Below are 14,963 nucleotides of genomic sequence, written 5' to 3' on the forward strand. Positions count from 1 at the left end.
TGCAATAGCGAGAGGCCACCGAAAGGTGGCCTCTTTTTTTATCTTACGACCATCACCGGTATATGGGTGTGGCGGATCACGCTGGAGGCGTTAGAGCCTAGCAGATGCGTGGTAATGGAAGGGTTGCGCGAACCGATGACCACCACGTCTGCTTTCAGCTCGTTCGCCAGTTCGTTTACCGCATCGCGAACGCTGCCGAATCTGACGTGCGTTTTGATGCGCGAAGGGTCGATGCTGAAGTGGCTGACCATGGTTTGCAGGCGAGTTTCCGCTTCATGCTGCAAATGCTCCTCGAAGCGACGCACGTCGGCGGCAAAGCGGTGCAGGCTCAGGCTGGCGGAGCCCGGCAGTACGTGTAAAAGATGGATAACACCGTCCTGCTGCGCCAGAAACTCCGCATGGCGAACGGCCTTGTCGCTCAGCTCCATCTCAAAAACATCAACCGGCATAATGATTCTCTGATACATACCCGTTTCTCCTTGTTTATAAACGCTGAATTCATTCAACCATAAAATAAAAATGGTTTCTGTAAGCGCCCCGTCAGTTTTCTTATCTCACCAGGATAAATCTCAAAAGCCCCGTATTCCAGGGCAGACCTTCAGGGGTAGCTACCCTTATACACTTACCTGGAACCTTTCGGAGGTCGCATGAAAGCACTTACGTATCACGGTCCGCACCATGTACGCGTCGAGAATGTCCCCGATCCCATTATCGAACAGCCCGACGATATCATTCTGCGCGTCACGGCCACGGCGATATGCGGCTCCGATTTGCATCTCTATCGCGGAAAGATCCCGAAGGTGCAGCACGGCGACATTTTTGGCCATGAGTTTATGGGGGAAATCGTCGAGTGCGGCGCAGAGGTGAAGAATTTGCAAAAAGGCGATCGCGTGGTGATCCCCTTTGTCATTGCCTGTGGGGACTGTTTCTTCTGTCGGTTGCAGCAATACGCGGCCTGTGAGAATACCAATGCCGGGCAGGGCGCCGCGCTGAACAAAAAGCAAATCCCCGCGCCGGCCGCGCTGTTTGGCTACAGCCATCTCTACGGCGGCGTGCCGGGGGGACAGGCGGAATATGTCCGCGTGCCAAAAGGCAACGTCGGGCCGTTTAAGGTCCCGCAACTCCTCTCCGATGATAAGGCGCTGTTCTTGTCAGATATTTTGCCCACGGCCTGGCAGGCGGCAAAAAATGCGCAGATTGAAAAAGGCTCAAGCGTTGCGGTTTTCGGCGCCGGGCCGGTGGGGCTCCTGACTATTGCCTGCGCGCGGTTGCTAGGCGCTGAGCAGATCTTTGTTATCGATCACCACCCGTACCGTTTGCGATTTGCCGAAGCGCGTTACGGCGCAATCCCCATCAACTTTGATGACGATAACGACGCAGCGGAAAAAATCATCGAGCAGACCGCTGGCCAGCGCGGCGTTGACGCCGTGATTGATGCGGTTGGGTTCGAAGCGAAAGGCAGCACCACGGAAACGATCCTCAGCAATCTTAAAATTGAAGGCAGCAGCGGCAAAGCGCTGCGGCAGTGCATTGCTGCCGTTCGACGCGGTGGCGTAGTTAGCGTACCCGGCGTGTACGCTGGGTTTATTCATGGCTTCCTGTTTGGCGATGCCTTTGATAAGGGGCTGACGTTTAAGATGGGCCAGACGCACGTCCATGCCTGGCTGGGTGAACTGCTGCCGCTGATCGAAAAAGGGCTGCTTACCCCGGAAGAGATCGTGACCCATTATCTCCCCCTTGCCGATGCGGAACGCGCCTATAAGGTATTCGAAAAACGGGAGGAGGAGTGCCGGAAGGTGATTCTGGTCCCTGGCGCAGAAACGCCCGAGGCCGCAGAGCAAAAAGTTAAGGGCCTGGTGAACGCTTTCCCGGGTGGGGTTGCATAAGTGCTCGCCTAGCTGTGGCGTTCAAGATAAAGCACGGCCATGACGATAATCGCCGCAATAATCAGAAAAATAAGTGTGATAACCAGTATCTCACTCATGACCGTCCCCACGGCACCAAAACAGATTAAGCGTGGATTAAGGGCTTTTTGCGCGATATAAGAAAATGGGGTGAATTTACGGAAAGAGGATGCGGCTGCATCCTCTGTGCAAAGCGGGTGGGCGCTTGTTCAGAAGTGGTTAACGCAGGTAATCGCCCGCGGCTTCTGGCTGGTAGAGCAGCGCCAGCACTTCAAGATGGGCAGAGGCGCCGCCCGGCAACTCCCAGTGGATGGTATCGCCCGTGCGCAGGCCCAGCAGTGCGGCGCCCACAGGCGCAAGGACAGAAAGCTGTGCGCTGCTGTCGGTCATCTGAGCCGGGTAAACCAGCGTGCGGGTCAGCTCTTCACCGGTGGTCAGGTTGCGGAATTTTACCTGGCTGTTCATGGTGACCACGTCATGCGGCATCGTTTCAGGCGTGCACATCTGTGCCCGGTCGAGCTCCTCATTCAGGGCGTCGGCCACGGGAAGTGAGGCAAACTCCGCTTTTTCCAGCAGCCTGTCGATACGTTCTGCGTCGAGCTCGTTGATGATTATTGTAGGTCTGGACATTTTTACTCCATGTCGTTAATGCTGCGCGTAACGCAGAAACCAATCCAAAAGAAAACCCTCGCCGTCTGGCAGCGAGGGTTTAACTCTCCCGATGATACTGGCTGAGCGCGCAAGTTTGAAGTGATGAAGGTCACATTCATGGTCCATATGAATTTTCGCTGAAATTTATTCAGTCTTCATTCCGGGCGGAATACGTTACGCTGAGTGTCCTGAACCCGGGCGTTGCGCGAAGCGCAATTCGCGTCCGCCCACCAACGAGAGAGAACTATGTACTTCTACCAACCGTCTCAGGGGCACGGCCTGCCGCACGATCCGCTGAACGCCATTATTGGTCCACGTCCGATCGGCTGGATCTCCTCATGCGACAAGGCCGGTCAGCTCAACCTCGCACCGTATAGCTTCTTTAACTGCTTTAACTATCGCCCGCCGATCATCGGCTTTTCCAGCAACGGCTGGAAGGACAGCGTGCGTAATATTACCGAAACAAAGGAATTTGTCTGGAACCTTGCGACGCGCGATCTCGCGCAGGCGATGAACCAAACCTCTGCGATGCTTCCGCACGATCGGGATGAATTCAGCTTTGCCGGACTTACGCCAGCGGCGAGCCAGCTGGTCAACGCGCCCCGCGTCGCAGAAAGCCCGGTGAACTTTGAGTGCCGCCTGTCGCAGTGCATTCAGCTTACCGGTGCCGACGGCACGCCGGTCGATACGTGGCTGGTGCTGGGGGAGGTAGTCGGTATCCATATTGCCGAAACGCTGCTGGAAGAGGGGATTTACCAGACGGCGAAAGCGCAGCCCATCCTGCGTGCGGGAGGGCCGACGGCGTATTATGGCATCAGTGACGACAACCGGTTTGATATGGTGCGCCCGGGCGCGGATCAGTAGCCGGCTTTATCAATCACGAACTGTTTTCCGCAGTTACCCGGATGTGGCTGCGGGGCAAATGACGCCGCAGAAAGCGGGTTGTTAATGGTGTCCGCCTTCAGCGAAACCTGCATCTCGGTCAGATACGCCGGATTGCCGTTGCAGGTCAGCTTGATCGCTTTGATGTTTTCTTTTCCCCAGCTTTTGGCAACGGCACCGTCAAAGTCGCTGCGATTGACGGTTTTCCCGTAATTATCGGCGAGGAATTTACCGACCGCGCTGTTTTTAACTTCCTGATTCATCCGCACCATCGTGCCGAAATAGGCATCTGGATCGAAACTAAAGCAGACGCCATGTTTGGCATATTCATAACGTTCCAGGCAGGAATTACCGCCCGCGCCCGGCATCACGTCGTTGAGCTTTGCGGCTGCGGAAAGCGACAGTCCGGTTTCGGCGGCATCGCATTTGCGGCTGGCCTTCACTTCCGGCATGTTCGGAATGGGGCGCGTGGCGCAGCCAAAACGCATCCACCGACGTTCATCCACGCCGCGGGCGGCAATGGATTTTGGCAGGCCAGGCCATAGCCCGTGGACGGTCAGAAAATCGGCTTTATTATCGCGCTCTTTTTGCAGGCGACATTCATCAGGTTCATTGCGGTTGCGTTCGACCATGCTCTGGCAAAACCCGGTTTGCCAGGACAGAGCCAGCACATAGCGATCGAAATCGCCATACTGTGTTGCCTTCAGCGGTTCCGCCTGTGCGGAGAAGAGACAGAGAGCAAGCGCGATTGCGCCAGACGGGATGACGATATCCTTCCTGAACATATGATTTCCTGATCGAATGAGCACGATTAATTTCTGGAAGTTATTAAAGCACAAAAAGCGCCTACAGGCGCTTTTTGGATATCCCTAATTTAGCTTAGGCTGCGCCGGGTACCAGCACTTCCGTGGCGATAATCACGATAATCAGACCAACTATAACGGGCACTGAGGTGCGTTTGACGACTTCGAATGGCGAGATTTTCGCCATCCCGGCAACGGCGACGACCACACCCGACACCGGCGAAATGGTACGGCCCAGGTTTGACGCCTGCAGCATGGGAATGGAAAGGTAGGCCGGGTTAATACCGGAGGAGTGAGCCAGTTTCGGGATCATCTCAACGAAAGCGTAGAAAGGCGCATTACCGGAACCGGTGGTCATCGCCGCCAGCATGGTGAGCACCACCAGAACCAGCATCAGGATAATACTGGCGGAGCCGAACGAGGTGGCGATAGAAATCAGGCTCTGGATAAAGCCGATCGTGCTCAGACCCTGGGCAAAAACGCCCGCTGCAACCAGCAGGATCACCACGCCAGCGAAGGCATCCGCCATACCGCGATACGCAACTTCCAGACCCGAGAAGACTTTTTGCGTGTTAAAACCGCGCACAAACTCCAGCACGGCGGCCAGCAGCATGCAGATGACCAGAATGGTGATGATGTGCAGCTGTGGACCCCATTTTCCGTCAAAAATCAGCACTCCGACGATCGGGGTGAACGGCAGAATGGCATAGAACGCGGGAGCGGTCGTGGTGATTTCACTCACGTCCATCATTTCATGGCTGATGTTTTCTTTCTTATCGAGATAGCGCTGCCAGAAGAAATGCGCGATCCCCATGCCCACGATGGCAACAATTGAGATCGGTAACGTGGTTTTAAAGGCGAAGTCGATGAGTGACATCTCCGCCGCCTTTGCCGCCAGCACAACGTCGCCGGAGGTCGGGGAGAGAATAATCGCTGCCGGAGACGCGCAAATTGCCGCGGCCGCGCCACGGCTGATACCGACGTTCACCATGACCGGGAACAGCGTCGCCATGAGCAGTACGCCAAGCCCGGTAGCCGACGAAACGGCCAGTGACATCAGGCAGGCGAGGAAATAGGCGGCGACCATTAGCAGATACGGCGAGTTGATGTATTGCAGGGGTTTAGAGGCAAGCTTAACGACCATGTCGTTGGCGCCAATATGGGTCATGTAGGCTGCAAAACCGCACAGCATCATGATCATCATACCCAGATCACCGCCGCGGCTCATGAGCAATATTTTAATGTATTCAACAATATCTGTAGCCGTGTAACCGGTGCTGGTCGCGCTGGCAGGTAACACCTGGTGCCCCATTATTGCGCTGATAATCAGCAGCGTTAGACCGCCGACAAATAATACGCCCGTGGCCGAGTAGCCTTTAATGATGTAGCGTGCGACGCCGACAATGACGACGACTCCAATAAGGAGTTCGAATAACGTAAGCATGATTTCCCCTGTATCTCTGCTGCTATGGAGCACAAAAAATCAAAAAAAAGAAGGATGAAAATGTGCCGAATAATTGGCCTGTTCTTGCTGATTAAAATCAATAAACAGACGACTAAAGAACAGAACAACCGTCTTTTTGCCATGGCCATACATTTATGTCATGAGGGTCTTGACCGTCAGAAATAGCGCAACATGTCCTAATAATGATAACAAATTGTTAATGTTTTGTGTGGTTTTACATGTCACTGATTCAGAACATTAAATGGGTAAAGTCACACCCCTTGTGGGTTTATTTTGAACGCATCGCCGCCTTTCCTTAAGAATATTCCCGAAAAGAAGCTGAATAATTAGGAATAACGCCGATGTCGTTAAGCTTTGATTCAACTACTTTATGGTAAACTTTGCCTCGAATACTAAGAATGGTAATTGCATTGTGATTGTACGTAATACATTTTTCTCTATTTTGTTGTTTATTTTTGGGCAGTTAACGTTTTGTTCTGTTGCACAGGCAGAAGGCAACGCGACGGATAAAGGCTGGTTCTCAACCTTTACGGATAATGTTTCCCAGACATGGACGGCACCTGAACATTATGATCTCTATGTCCCGGCAATAACGTGGCATGCGCGTTTTGCTTATGACAAAGAGAAAACCGATAAATACAACGAGCGTCCTTGGGGCGCGGGTTTTGGCCAGTCGCGCTGGGATGAAAAGGGAAACTGGCATGGCATCTATCTGATGGCCTTCAAAGACTCGTTTAATAAATGGGAGCCGATTGGGGGGTATGGCTGGGAAAAAACCTGGCGGCCGCTAGCGGACGAGAACTTCCACGTCGGTTTGGGCTATACCGCCGGGGTTACTGCACGTGACAACTGGAAATACATTCCAATCCCGGTGCTGCTGCCTTTGGCCTCTATTGGCTATGGCCCTGCAACGTTCCAGATGACCTACATTCCGGGTACGTACAACAACGGTAACGTTTACTTCGCCTGGATGCGTTTTCAGTTTTAACTGACAAAACGTTACATGCTGGTGAAAAAACGCGCAGGCGTTGATTCATAAGCGATAAAAATCTGTCAGTGAAAATTAACGCGACTTTAGTCACTTTTTATCAAAGATCCGCTGGACAAAAGGTCCCACAATTGATGTACTGATAACCGACACAGCATTTGTGTCGTTTTTTAATGTAAAGGTAATTTTGATGTCTAAGATTAAAGGTAACGTTAAGTGGTTTAATGAGTCCAAAGGATTCGGTTTCATTACTCCTGAAGATGGCAGCAAAGACGTGTTCGTACACTTCTCTGCAATCCAGTCTAATGGTTTCAAAACTCTGGCTGAAGGTCAGCGTGTAGAGTTCGAAATCACTAACGGTGCCAAAGGCCCTTCTGCTGCTAACGTAATCGCTCTGTAATTCAGACGCGTCAGCAAGAATTTCAAAACCCGCTCACTGAGCGGGTTTTTTTCGTTTTGAATCAGCCAAGCAGATACATTTTCAGGAAGCTGGCAACGATCAGCACGCTCAACAACACCATTCCTGCGCTCATCAGACTCTGTTTCATTCTGTCACCCTCGTTCAGTATTACATTCAGAGTGACAGAGAAAAATTAAGCCAACATTAACGGTTCGGCTGTTAATGCGCGCTTGCGGAAGAAAATAGCCAAAATGCGATCCCCGTCATCGCAAAGGAGCCGAGCATATTGATCGCCATATTCATCAGCGCCCAGCCGATACGGCCTTCCTGAAAGAGAAAAACCGTCTCCGCAGAAAAGGTTGAGAAGGTGGTCAAACCGCCGCAGAATCCGGTGGTAATCAAAACCTTCCACATTGGGTCGATGTGCGTCATTCGGTTAAACCAGGCCAGCCCCATACCAATGATAAAGGCACCAATCAGGTTTGCGGCAAGTGTTCCCATAGGAATCGCCTGATGCAGGGGGTTAAACCGCATACTCAGAAACCATCGCGCAACGCTACCCGTTCCCCCACCAATAAAAACGGCTAAAAGTAGTTGTAACACGCTAAATACCTGCTATTTGATGTGTAAGAGTAGCGAGTTTAACGCCGTTTATGATGAGGGGACAAATATGTATGTAGCGGTAGGGCAGTTTGCCGTCACGCCTGACTGGCATGAGAATGCGAGAACATGCGTCAACCTGATGATGCAGGCCCGGCAGAAAGGCGCATCGCTGCTGGTTCTCCCCGAGGCGCTGCTGGCCAGGGATGATAATGACCCGGATTTATCCGTGAAGTCCGCGCAGCCGCTGGATGGCGAATTCTTACAGCAATTGCTCGCCCAGAGCGCGGGCAATACGATGACGACGATCTTAACGATCCATATTCCCTCCACGCCGGGTCGCGCGGTGAATACGCTCGTGGCGATTCGTGACGGGGCTATCGTGGCACGTTACGCCAAGCTTCACCTCTATGATGCGTTCAGCATCAAGGAGTCGCGACGCGTTGACCCCGGAGACAATATCCCTCCGCTGCTGGAGATTGACGGATTTAAGATCGGACTGATGACCTGCTATGACCTGCGTTTTCCCGAGCTGGCGCTCCATCTGGCGCTGCAGGGGGCTGACGTGTTGGTACTGCCTGCCGCGTGGGTCAAAGGGCCGTTAAAAGAGCATCACTGGGCAACGCTGCTTGCGGCACGCGCGCTGGATACAACCTGCTATGTCGTTGCCGCAGGGGAATGTGGCACGAAAAACATCGGGCAAAGCAGGGTGGTTGATCCGCTGGGGGTGACGATCGCCGCCGCCGCTGAAGCCCCGCATGTGCTGGTGGCGGAGATAAACTTAGAGAGAATTGCGCTTGCGCGTCAGCAATTACCCGTTCTTCGCAATCGTCGGTTTGCGCCACCGCAATTATTGTGATGTTTTTTTCAACAATGCTTGATTCACCTTGTTACAGATTGCTATTGTGTGCACGCGCAAAATGACCGTTAATACAGTCAGGTTTTGGCGCTGAATGCAGCCTGTTTTAAGTAAAGAAGGTATCTATGGGTGAGATTAGTATTACCAAACTGCTGGTGGTTGCCGCACTGGTCGTCCTGCTGTTTGGTACCAAGAAGTTACGCACGCTGGGTGGTGACCTGGGGGCTGCCATCAAAGGCTTTAAGAAAGCGATGAACGATGATGATGCAGCGGCGAAGAAAAGCGCCGAGGATGACGTCCCGGCAGACAAGCTTTCTCACAAAGAGTGACAGCAACGCCTCAGGGCTTGCGAAAAAAAACCGGCTCATGAGGCCGGTTTTTTTGTATTACTGTAAATGAATATTACAGCATTATTTAACTTCTTCGCCTTTAGCCTGCATATCGGCATGGTATGAGGAGCGAACGAATGGGCCGCAGGCAGCGTGGGTGAAGCCCATCGCCATCGCTTCGGCTTTCATTTCATCGAACTCGTCCGGGCTCACGTAGCGCTGTACCGGCAGGTGGTGACGGCTTGGCTGCAGATACTGTCCCAGGGTCAGCATGGTCACACCGTGGCGGCGAAGATCGCGCATCACCTCGATGATTTCATCATTGGTTTCACCCAGACCCACCATCAGACCAGACTTGGTCGGAATATGCGGATGCGCTTCTTTGAAACGCTCCAGCAGTTTCAGGGACCAGTTATAGTCAGCGCCCGGACGCACCTGACGGTAAAGACGCGGCACGTTCTCCAGGTTGTGGTTAAACACATCTGGCGGCGTCGCGGTCAGGATATCCAGCGCGCGGTCCATACGGCCGCGGAAGTCAGGCACCAGCGTCTCGATTTTGATGTTAGGGCTTTTCTCGCGAATGGCCGTAATACAGTCGGCGAAGTGCTGAGCACCACCATCACGCAGGTCGTCACGGTCAACGGATGTGATAACCACATAACGCAGCGCCATATCGGCGATGGTCTGCGCCAGTTTCTGGGGTTCGTTAGCATCAGGCGCGACTGGACGGCCATGAGCAACATCGCAGAACGGGCAGCGGCGGGTACAGATAGCACCCAGAATCATAAACGTCGCGGTACCGTGATTGAAACATTCAGCAAGGTTCGGACAAGAGGCTTCTTCACAGACGGAGTGAAGACCATTCTTGCGCATCGCCGCTTTGATCCCCTGGATACGCGAAGAGTCGGCCGGAAGTTTGATTTTCATCCATTCCGGTTTTCTTAACAGCGCCTCGCGCTCTGTAGCCACGTTTTTAACCGGGATAAGGGCCATTTTATCGGCATCGCGGTATTTAACACCGCGTTCCATCACAATGGGTTTACTCATAGCGTGCGTGTTCCAGTTGCGAATATCGAAGGAAAGCGTTTCAATTCAAGGGAATGTTGTATTTATCAACTATTTTTGAACGAACGACAGGCAGTATATCATTGAAACGGTCGTTAAAGCAGCCTGCCAGATCGCCAATTTGTAAAATAGTTGTTGTTTTGTGCCTTTTGCCCTGCGGGTTGCAGGGGCTTGTGCTGGCTAAACCTGTCAGAAGGCCTGACGGATGATGCGGATGACGTTTTCCAGGACCGGATCGCGCAAACTCAGCTTGTTGTAATGCAGTGAAATCTCGATAGATTCCGCATTAAGCTGGCTGAGGGGGATGCTTTCCAGCGGCCAGCATTTTTGTAGCAGGCTGTACAGGCGTGATGGCATAACGCACAGCATATCGCTGCTGCCGATCAGGGATGCGGTGGTAAACATATTGTAACTGCTGAAGCTGATCTGACGTTCCGGGAAAATTTCATCAATACGCTGACGAAGCGCATGATTAGATTGCCCTTCGGTCATGAAAGACGAGTGGTCGTAGTTGCGCAGGTTTTCGATGGTTAACGGCTCGCTAAGAGCAGGATGCTGCTGGCGGCAAACCAGTACCAGGTTATCCGCATAAAGCACATTTTGCCCCAGCGCTCTGGCACTGAAGCTGCCGCTTTCAATAATCAGGTCCGTCTGGAACTGGGCAAGCTGAATGTCAGGTTCATTGAGAGGCACATTGCGAAGCAGGAGCTGCGGAGCATGCTCTTTTACGGCCTGGAAGATCGCTGGCATCACCAGCACCCCGACAGAAGGGGAACAGCCGATGGTGATGGTTCGCTGCTTATCATAGCTCCCGGTTAAATCCAGTGCGCCCAGAATCGACTCTAGCCCCTGGCTGATGTACTCGTGGAGATGCGTGGCATAAGCCGTCGGCGTTACCCCCTGGCCCTTACGGATAAATAACGGGTCGGGAAATATAGCGCGAAGCTTTTGGATTGACTGGCTTATTGCTGATGGCGTGAGATTAAGAATTTTCGCAGCGTTAACGATACCCTTATGGACATATACCGCCTCAAAAATAGTCAGTAAATTGAGATCAATATTACGTAAAGTCCGAAAAATTTGCGGCTTGTCTTCGCCACCGGGTTCATTCAGTCGTTTGGCTGGTAAATTATTATACTCCACGCTTTCACTCCGTATACATTCACAATATGAATGATAGTTGAATTTATTTATTATGCTTGTAGAGATTCGTAAAGTGTTGGTTTTGTTTCACTTGTTTATCAAGGGCAAACGGTTGTGTGATAATTGCTCACCTTACTTATGCCGTGTTTGCCATGCTTGCTGGAGGCTAAATAATATGTGACGGTAATATTCGGGCGCTTCGAAAATATAGAATCTGTGGATTATTGTAAAGTGCAAAAGCTGTAAATAAACAGTGGCCCGCCAAATTATCGAGCCATGTTGTATGCTGTATTAAGCAGGGATATATTCGTATGGGGGATTGTTAAGTAGCGCTAACATCTGCTTTAAAAGCACGGGACGAATATGTTCTGGCGTAGCGGTTTCAACCCACTGACGCATTTGCGTCATTTCCATGCCGGCGTAGCCGCAGGGGTTAATGCGCTGGAAAGGCGCAAGGTCCATATTAATATTCAAGGCCAGGCCATGGAATGAGCAACCTTTACGAATACGCAGCCCCAGTGAGCAGATCTTCATTTCCCCAACGTAGACTCCCGGCGCATCGGCGCGTGGATGTGCGTCAATACCATATTCCGCCAGCGTGTTGACGACAGTTTGTTCCAGTAAGGTAACCAGTTCACGCACGCCCAGCTTTCTGCGCTTCAGATTGAGCAGGACGTACATCACCTGCTGACCGGGCCCATGATAAGTGACCTGACCGCCGCGATCGCTCTGAATAACCGGGATATCTCCCGTCATTAACAAATGCTCTGCTTTACCCGCCTGGCCCTGCGTAAATACCGGCAGGTGTTCGACCAGCCAGATCTCATCTGGGGTGCTGTCATCGCGTGAATCGGTGAAGTCATGCATAGCCCGGGAGACAGGCTCATAAGGTTGCAGGCCGAGGTGACGGACCAGAATTTTATCCTGATACAAAACTGCGTCTCCGAAGACGAGGGACAAAAGGTGTGGAGGAGTATATCACAGCGGGGGAGAGGGGTTACCCGGCAAACCGGGTAACCGCAAAGGGACTACAGCACCATACGAACAATTTCGATATTGCCGAGCTCTTCGTACAGCGTTTCCACCTGCTCAATATGTGTCGCAGTGATGGTAATAGAAACCGAGTGGTAGTTGCCCTTGCTGCTTGGTTTTACTGACGGAGAGTAGTCACCCGGCGCATGGCGCTGTACCACTTCAACCACCTGATCAACCAGCTCAGGTTTCGCCAGACCCATTACTTTGTAGGTAAATGAGGTTGGGAATTCAAGCAGTTCGTTAAGTTTGGTTTTCATGTCAGCTCCGGCGTAACGTCAAAAAATAATAACTCCCACGTCAGGTGGGAGTTATCAGGATACTTAGTATATGGGGATCAAAATCACACTTTCAAGTGTTCAATTTTTAACCAAACCAGTGGTGGAACATCAATTTAATGTAATCAATGATTTTGCCGAAGAAATTGCCTTCAGGAATTTCTTGCAGGACAACCAGCGGACGCTGATCGATCGTTTTTCCATCCAGCTGGAAGTTGATCGTACCCACAACCTGGTTTTTCTGCAGCGGGGCATGCAGCTCGGTGCTGTTCAGCACGTAGCTGGCTTTCAGATCCTTCATGCGACCGCGTGGAATGGTCAGATAGAGATCTTTATCAACGCCGAGTGAAGCACGGTCATTGTCGCCGAACCAGACGGGTTCAGACGCAAACTCTTTGCCTGCTTTCAGTGGGTTCACGGTTTCGAAGAAGCGGAAGCCCCAGGTCAGCAGTTTCTTACTTTCTGTTTCACGACCTTTAAAGGTACGGCCGCCCATCACGGCAGAGATCAGACGCATCTGACCTTCAGTGGCAGAGGCCACCAGGTTGTAGCCCGCTTTGTCGGTGTGGCCAGTTTTGATGCCGTCAACGTTCAGGCTGTTATCCCACAGCAGGCCGTTACGGTTGGTCTGACGAATACCGTTGAAGGTGAACTCTTTCTCTTTATAGATAGAGTATTCATTCGGTACATCGCGGATCAGCGCCTGGCCAATCAGGGCCATGTCACGTGCAGAGCTGTACTGACCGTCTGCATCCAGGCCGTGTACGGTCTGGAAATGGCTGTTTTTCAGACCCAGTGCGTTAACGTAGCTGTTCATCAGGCCCACGAAGGCATCCTGGCTCCCGGCGGCGAAGTCGGCCATCGCCACGCAGGCATCGTTACCAGACTGCAGGTTGATACCGCGAATCAGCTGGGAAACAGGAACCTGCATACCCGGCTTCAGGAACATCAGAGAGGAACCTTTGAAAACAGGGTTCCCGGTTGCCCACGCATCGTTACCGATGGTGACCAGATCCGATTCTTTGAATTTACCTGCCTTCATCGCCTGGCCGATAACGTAGCTGGTCATCATTTTGGTCAGACTGGCCGGGTCACGGCGGGCATCGGCATTCTGTTCTGCCAGCACTTTGCCAGAGTTGTAATCGATCAGGATGTAGGATTCCGCGTCGATTTGCGGAACGCCAGGGATCATGGTCTTGATATTCAGGTCATCGGCGTGAGCTGCAGAGAGCGCAGCAGCGCAAAGGGCCGTGGTCAGCGCCATGCGCTGCACAAAACGAGCAGAAAAAGTGGTCTTCATGGTCAGAACTACGACATCCGTGATGGAATTAAAAAAAGTGCCTTACTATAGCAAATGCTATTCAGGCAGGCATCCGACTTTAAGCATGAGTTTGTGAATGTGTTTTACACTAACTGACAATTCGGATACCGCCGGTTAATTATTTCGCAACAGCGATAAATGACTGAAGTTGAGCTTCATTCTGCAGACGCTGCTGCAGGGACGCGGCCTGCGATTTGCTGGCAAACGGCCCCATCTGAATGCGCCAGACCGCGCCGTTCTGCTCAACGCGTCCCGGTACGCCAAACTGCTGGCTCAGACGCTGTTGATACTGCCTGGCCCGGGCCTGATCGCTCACTGCGCCTACCTGAACCACATAGCTGCCGCTGGCCGCTGCTGGAGCCGCCACCGCCGCACTTTGCGTGGCCGCTGGCGCCGTTACGGGAGCCGGCTGGGTCGCTGGCGCAGCAACGGGCGCAGGGGCCGGAGTTGGCTCACTGCCTTCCAGCACGCCCGAGGCTAAGGTCGTCGGTGCGCCAAGAAAGCCGCTACTCTTTACCGGCGCACCGGTAGAATCCTCGCTTTGCAGCGTGTCATTGCTGATCGGGCGTATTTCTCCCCCCGGCTGAGCAGGCTCTGCCGGAGACGAGACGCTTCCCATTCCGCCGTCAAGATTTGGGCGGTCAGGAAGGGCATAGGTCTGTTTTGCCACCGTCGTACACGCGGTACCCGGCCCGGAGAGCGAACCATCCTGTGCGACGATAATCGGGTCAATACGGACTTTGGTGTTGTTCGAGGTGTTCAGGCGATCGGCAGACGCGCGCGACAGGGAAATCACCCGGTCATTTCCGTAAGGACCACGGTCGTTGATCCGCACGACGATCATACGGCCATTCGCCAGGTTGGTGATACGGGCGTAGCTCGGGATCGGCAGCGTCGGGTGTGCTGCCGTCAGCTGCATTGGGTCGAACACTTCCCCGGAAGCCGTCAGGTTACTGCCTGGCTCGGCATCATAAATGGCGGCAAAGCCCGCCTGACTGAAACGGGAAGGATCCTGAACAATTTTATAGCTTTTGCCGTCGCGCTGGTAATCCTGATTGGCACTGGCATTCAGCGGTTCATAAACGGGATCGGCACCGCTAATTTCAACGATCGGGCCATTACACACCGCAGGCTGCGGCGGCGCGACGGTTGCCTGTTGCTGACCATCATCACTTGTGCAGGCCGCAAGTAAACTTGCCGCGATGCAGATCCCCAGCCACTGCTTACGCATTCCGATCCCCTT

At 52.8% G+C, this 14,963-nt stretch carries 18 protein-coding genes; 6 read left to right on the forward strand and 12 right to left on the reverse strand.

From position 1 onward, the window contains the following. Nucleotides 1-38: 38 nt before the first annotated feature. On the reverse strand, nt 39-467 hold the full coding sequence (gene uspG / locus USF70_RS01730; protein WP_023310731.1) for a universal stress protein UspG: 429 nt from the start codon (nt 465-467) through the stop codon (nt 39-41). A gap of 180 nt (nt 468-647) precedes the next feature. Here uspG and USF70_RS01735 point away from each other — a divergent pair, with 180 nt between their 5' ends. Continuing rightward, nucleotides 648-1,886, forward strand: coding sequence for a zinc-dependent alcohol dehydrogenase (locus tag USF70_RS01735; RefSeq protein ID WP_032661072.1), 1,239 nt, complete (start codon nt 648-650; stop codon nt 1,884-1,886). An 8-nt stretch (nt 1,887-1,894) separates the two neighbouring features. On the opposite strand, the gene yldA is transcribed toward USF70_RS01735, so the two are convergent. Further along, on the reverse strand, nt 1,895-1,984 hold the full coding sequence (gene yldA, locus USF70_RS01740) for a small membrane protein YldA (RefSeq protein WP_272481390.1): 90 nt from the start codon (nt 1,982-1,984) through the stop codon (nt 1,895-1,897). A gap of 139 nt (nt 1,985-2,123) precedes the next feature. Continuing rightward, complete coding sequence (gene rnk, locus USF70_RS01745) at nt 2,124-2,534, reverse strand: nucleoside diphosphate kinase regulator (RefSeq protein WP_023310734.1); 411 nt, start codon at nt 2,532-2,534, stop codon at nt 2,124-2,126. 267 nt (nt 2,535-2,801) lie between these two features. Between rnk and USF70_RS01750 the strand changes: the two genes are divergently transcribed. After that, the gene (locus tag USF70_RS01750; protein WP_023334881.1) at nt 2,802-3,419 is read left to right on the forward strand and encodes a flavin reductase family protein; all 618 of its coding nucleotides are present in this window, start codon (nt 2,802-2,804) and stop codon (nt 3,417-3,419) included. Here USF70_RS01750 and rna read toward each other — a convergent pair. Continuing rightward, nucleotides 3,413-4,222: a ribonuclease I gene (rna, locus tag USF70_RS01755; protein ID WP_320735224.1), complete on the reverse strand. Its 810-nt coding sequence runs from the start codon at nt 4,220-4,222 to the stop codon at nt 3,413-3,415. The genes USF70_RS01750 and rna overlap by 7 nt on opposite strands. A gap of 94 nt (nt 4,223-4,316) precedes the next feature. Further along, nucleotides 4,317-5,684, reverse strand: coding sequence for an anaerobic C4-dicarboxylate transporter DcuC (dcuC, locus tag USF70_RS01760; RefSeq protein ID WP_023310737.1), 1,368 nt, complete (start codon nt 5,682-5,684; stop codon nt 4,317-4,319). 391 nt (nt 5,685-6,075) lie between these two features. Here dcuC and pagP point away from each other — a divergent pair, with 391 nt between their 5' ends. Together pagP and cspE are read left to right on the forward strand one after the other, a co-directional pair. Then, nucleotides 6,076-6,693: a lipid IV(A) palmitoyltransferase PagP gene (pagP, locus tag USF70_RS01765; protein ID WP_045142917.1), complete on the forward strand. Its 618-nt coding sequence runs from the start codon at nt 6,076-6,078 to the stop codon at nt 6,691-6,693. 190 nt (nt 6,694-6,883) lie between these two features. Beyond that, a complete protein-coding gene (gene cspE / locus USF70_RS01770; RefSeq protein ID WP_002439184.1) occupies nt 6,884-7,093 on the forward strand; it encodes a transcription antiterminator/RNA stability regulator CspE in 210 nt (69 codons plus the stop codon). A gap of 219 nt (nt 7,094-7,312) precedes the next feature. Here cspE and crcB read toward each other — a convergent pair whose 3' ends face one another. Further along, nucleotides 7,313-7,696, reverse strand: a complete 384-nt coding sequence (crcB, locus tag USF70_RS01775; RefSeq protein ID WP_008501029.1) for a fluoride efflux transporter CrcB — start codon at nt 7,694-7,696, stop codon at nt 7,313-7,315. 67 nt (nt 7,697-7,763) lie between these two features. Between crcB and USF70_RS01780 the strand changes: the two genes are divergently transcribed. After that, a complete protein-coding gene (locus USF70_RS01780; protein ID WP_167818343.1) occupies nt 7,764-8,552 on the forward strand; it encodes a deaminated glutathione amidase in 789 nt (262 codons plus the stop codon). Nucleotides 8,553-8,677: 125 nt separating this feature from the next. Beyond that, the gene (gene tatE, locus USF70_RS01785; protein ID WP_023310742.1) at nt 8,678-8,881 is read left to right on the forward strand and encodes a twin-arginine translocase subunit TatE; all 204 of its coding nucleotides are present in this window, start codon (nt 8,678-8,680) and stop codon (nt 8,879-8,881) included. A gap of 81 nt (nt 8,882-8,962) precedes the next feature. On the opposite strand, the gene lipA is transcribed toward tatE, so the two are convergent. The 6 genes from lipA to rlpA all read right to left on the reverse strand — a co-directional run bounded on the left by lipA (nt 8,963) and on the right by rlpA (nt 14,951). Continuing rightward, nucleotides 8,963-9,928, reverse strand: a complete 966-nt coding sequence (lipA, locus tag USF70_RS01790) for a lipoyl synthase (protein ID WP_013097595.1) — start codon at nt 9,926-9,928, stop codon at nt 8,963-8,965. A 207-nt stretch (nt 9,929-10,135) separates the two neighbouring features. Next, nucleotides 10,136-11,089, reverse strand: a complete 954-nt coding sequence (locus USF70_RS01795) for a YbeF family transcriptional regulator (protein ID WP_032665064.1) — start codon at nt 11,087-11,089, stop codon at nt 10,136-10,138. Between the two features lie 291 nt (nt 11,090-11,380). Further along, a complete protein-coding gene (gene lipB, locus USF70_RS01800; RefSeq protein WP_167818342.1) occupies nt 11,381-12,022 on the reverse strand; it encodes a lipoyl(octanoyl) transferase LipB in 642 nt (213 codons plus the stop codon). Between the two features lie 95 nt (nt 12,023-12,117). Then, the gene (gene ybeD, locus USF70_RS01805) at nt 12,118-12,381 is read right to left on the reverse strand and encodes a DUF493 family protein YbeD (RefSeq protein ID WP_006177135.1); all 264 of its coding nucleotides are present in this window, start codon (nt 12,379-12,381) and stop codon (nt 12,118-12,120) included. A 106-nt stretch (nt 12,382-12,487) separates the two neighbouring features. Further along, on the reverse strand, nt 12,488-13,699 hold the full coding sequence (gene dacA, locus USF70_RS01810; protein ID WP_032638844.1) for a D-alanyl-D-alanine carboxypeptidase DacA: 1,212 nt from the start codon (nt 13,697-13,699) through the stop codon (nt 12,488-12,490). Nucleotides 13,700-13,838: 139 nt separating this feature from the next. Beyond that, nucleotides 13,839-14,951: an endolytic peptidoglycan transglycosylase RlpA gene (gene rlpA / locus USF70_RS01815; protein WP_094934393.1), complete on the reverse strand. Its 1,113-nt coding sequence runs from the start codon at nt 14,949-14,951 to the stop codon at nt 13,839-13,841. Nucleotides 14,952-14,963: the final 12 nt, after the last annotated feature.

This window comes from Enterobacter sp. 237C8 (genome assembly GCF_034106865.1).
In the GTDB taxonomy this organism is placed as follows: domain Bacteria; phylum Pseudomonadota; class Gammaproteobacteria; order Enterobacterales; family Enterobacteriaceae; genus Enterobacter; species Enterobacter asburiae_B.

Bases quoted from the DNA above. Each gene is read 5' to 3' on its own strand.
- uspG (WP_023310731.1), bottom strand. From the start codon at position 467: ATGTATCAGAGAATCATTATGCCGGTTGATGTTTTTGAGATGGAGCTG.
- USF70_RS01735 (WP_032661072.1), top strand. From the start codon at position 648: ATGAAAGCACTTACGTATCACGGTCCGCACCATGTACGCGTCGAGAAT.
- yldA (WP_272481390.1), bottom strand. From the start codon at position 1,984: ATGAGTGAGATACTGGTTATCACACTTATTTTTCTGATTATTGCGGCG.
- rnk (WP_023310734.1), bottom strand. From the start codon at position 2,534: ATGTCCAGACCTACAATAATCATCAACGAGCTCGACGCAGAACGTATC.
- USF70_RS01750 (WP_023334881.1), top strand. From the start codon at position 2,802: ATGTACTTCTACCAACCGTCTCAGGGGCACGGCCTGCCGCACGATCCG.
- rna (WP_320735224.1), bottom strand. From the start codon at position 4,222: ATGTTCAGGAAGGATATCGTCATCCCGTCTGGCGCAATCGCGCTTGCT.
- dcuC (WP_023310737.1), bottom strand. From the start codon at position 5,684: ATGCTTACGTTATTCGAACTCCTTATTGGAGTCGTCGTCATTGTCGGC.
- pagP (WP_045142917.1), top strand. From the start codon at position 6,076: ATGGTAAACTTTGCCTCGAATACTAAGAATGGTAATTGCATTGTGATT.
- cspE (WP_002439184.1), top strand. From the start codon at position 6,884: ATGTCTAAGATTAAAGGTAACGTTAAGTGGTTTAATGAGTCCAAAGGA.
- USF70_RS01780 (WP_167818343.1), top strand. From the start codon at position 7,764: ATGTATGTAGCGGTAGGGCAGTTTGCCGTCACGCCTGACTGGCATGAG.
- tatE (WP_023310742.1), top strand. From the start codon at position 8,678: ATGGGTGAGATTAGTATTACCAAACTGCTGGTGGTTGCCGCACTGGTC.
- lipA (WP_013097595.1), bottom strand. From the start codon at position 9,928: ATGAGTAAACCCATTGTGATGGAACGCGGTGTTAAATACCGCGATGCC.
- ybeD (WP_006177135.1), bottom strand. From the start codon at position 12,381: ATGAAAACCAAACTTAACGAACTGCTTGAATTCCCAACCTCATTTACC.
- dacA (WP_032638844.1), bottom strand. From the start codon at position 13,699: ATGAAGACCACTTTTTCTGCTCGTTTTGTGCAGCGCATGGCGCTGACC.
- rlpA (WP_094934393.1), bottom strand. From the start codon at position 14,951: ATGCGTAAGCAGTGGCTGGGGATCTGCATCGCGGCAAGTTTACTTGCG.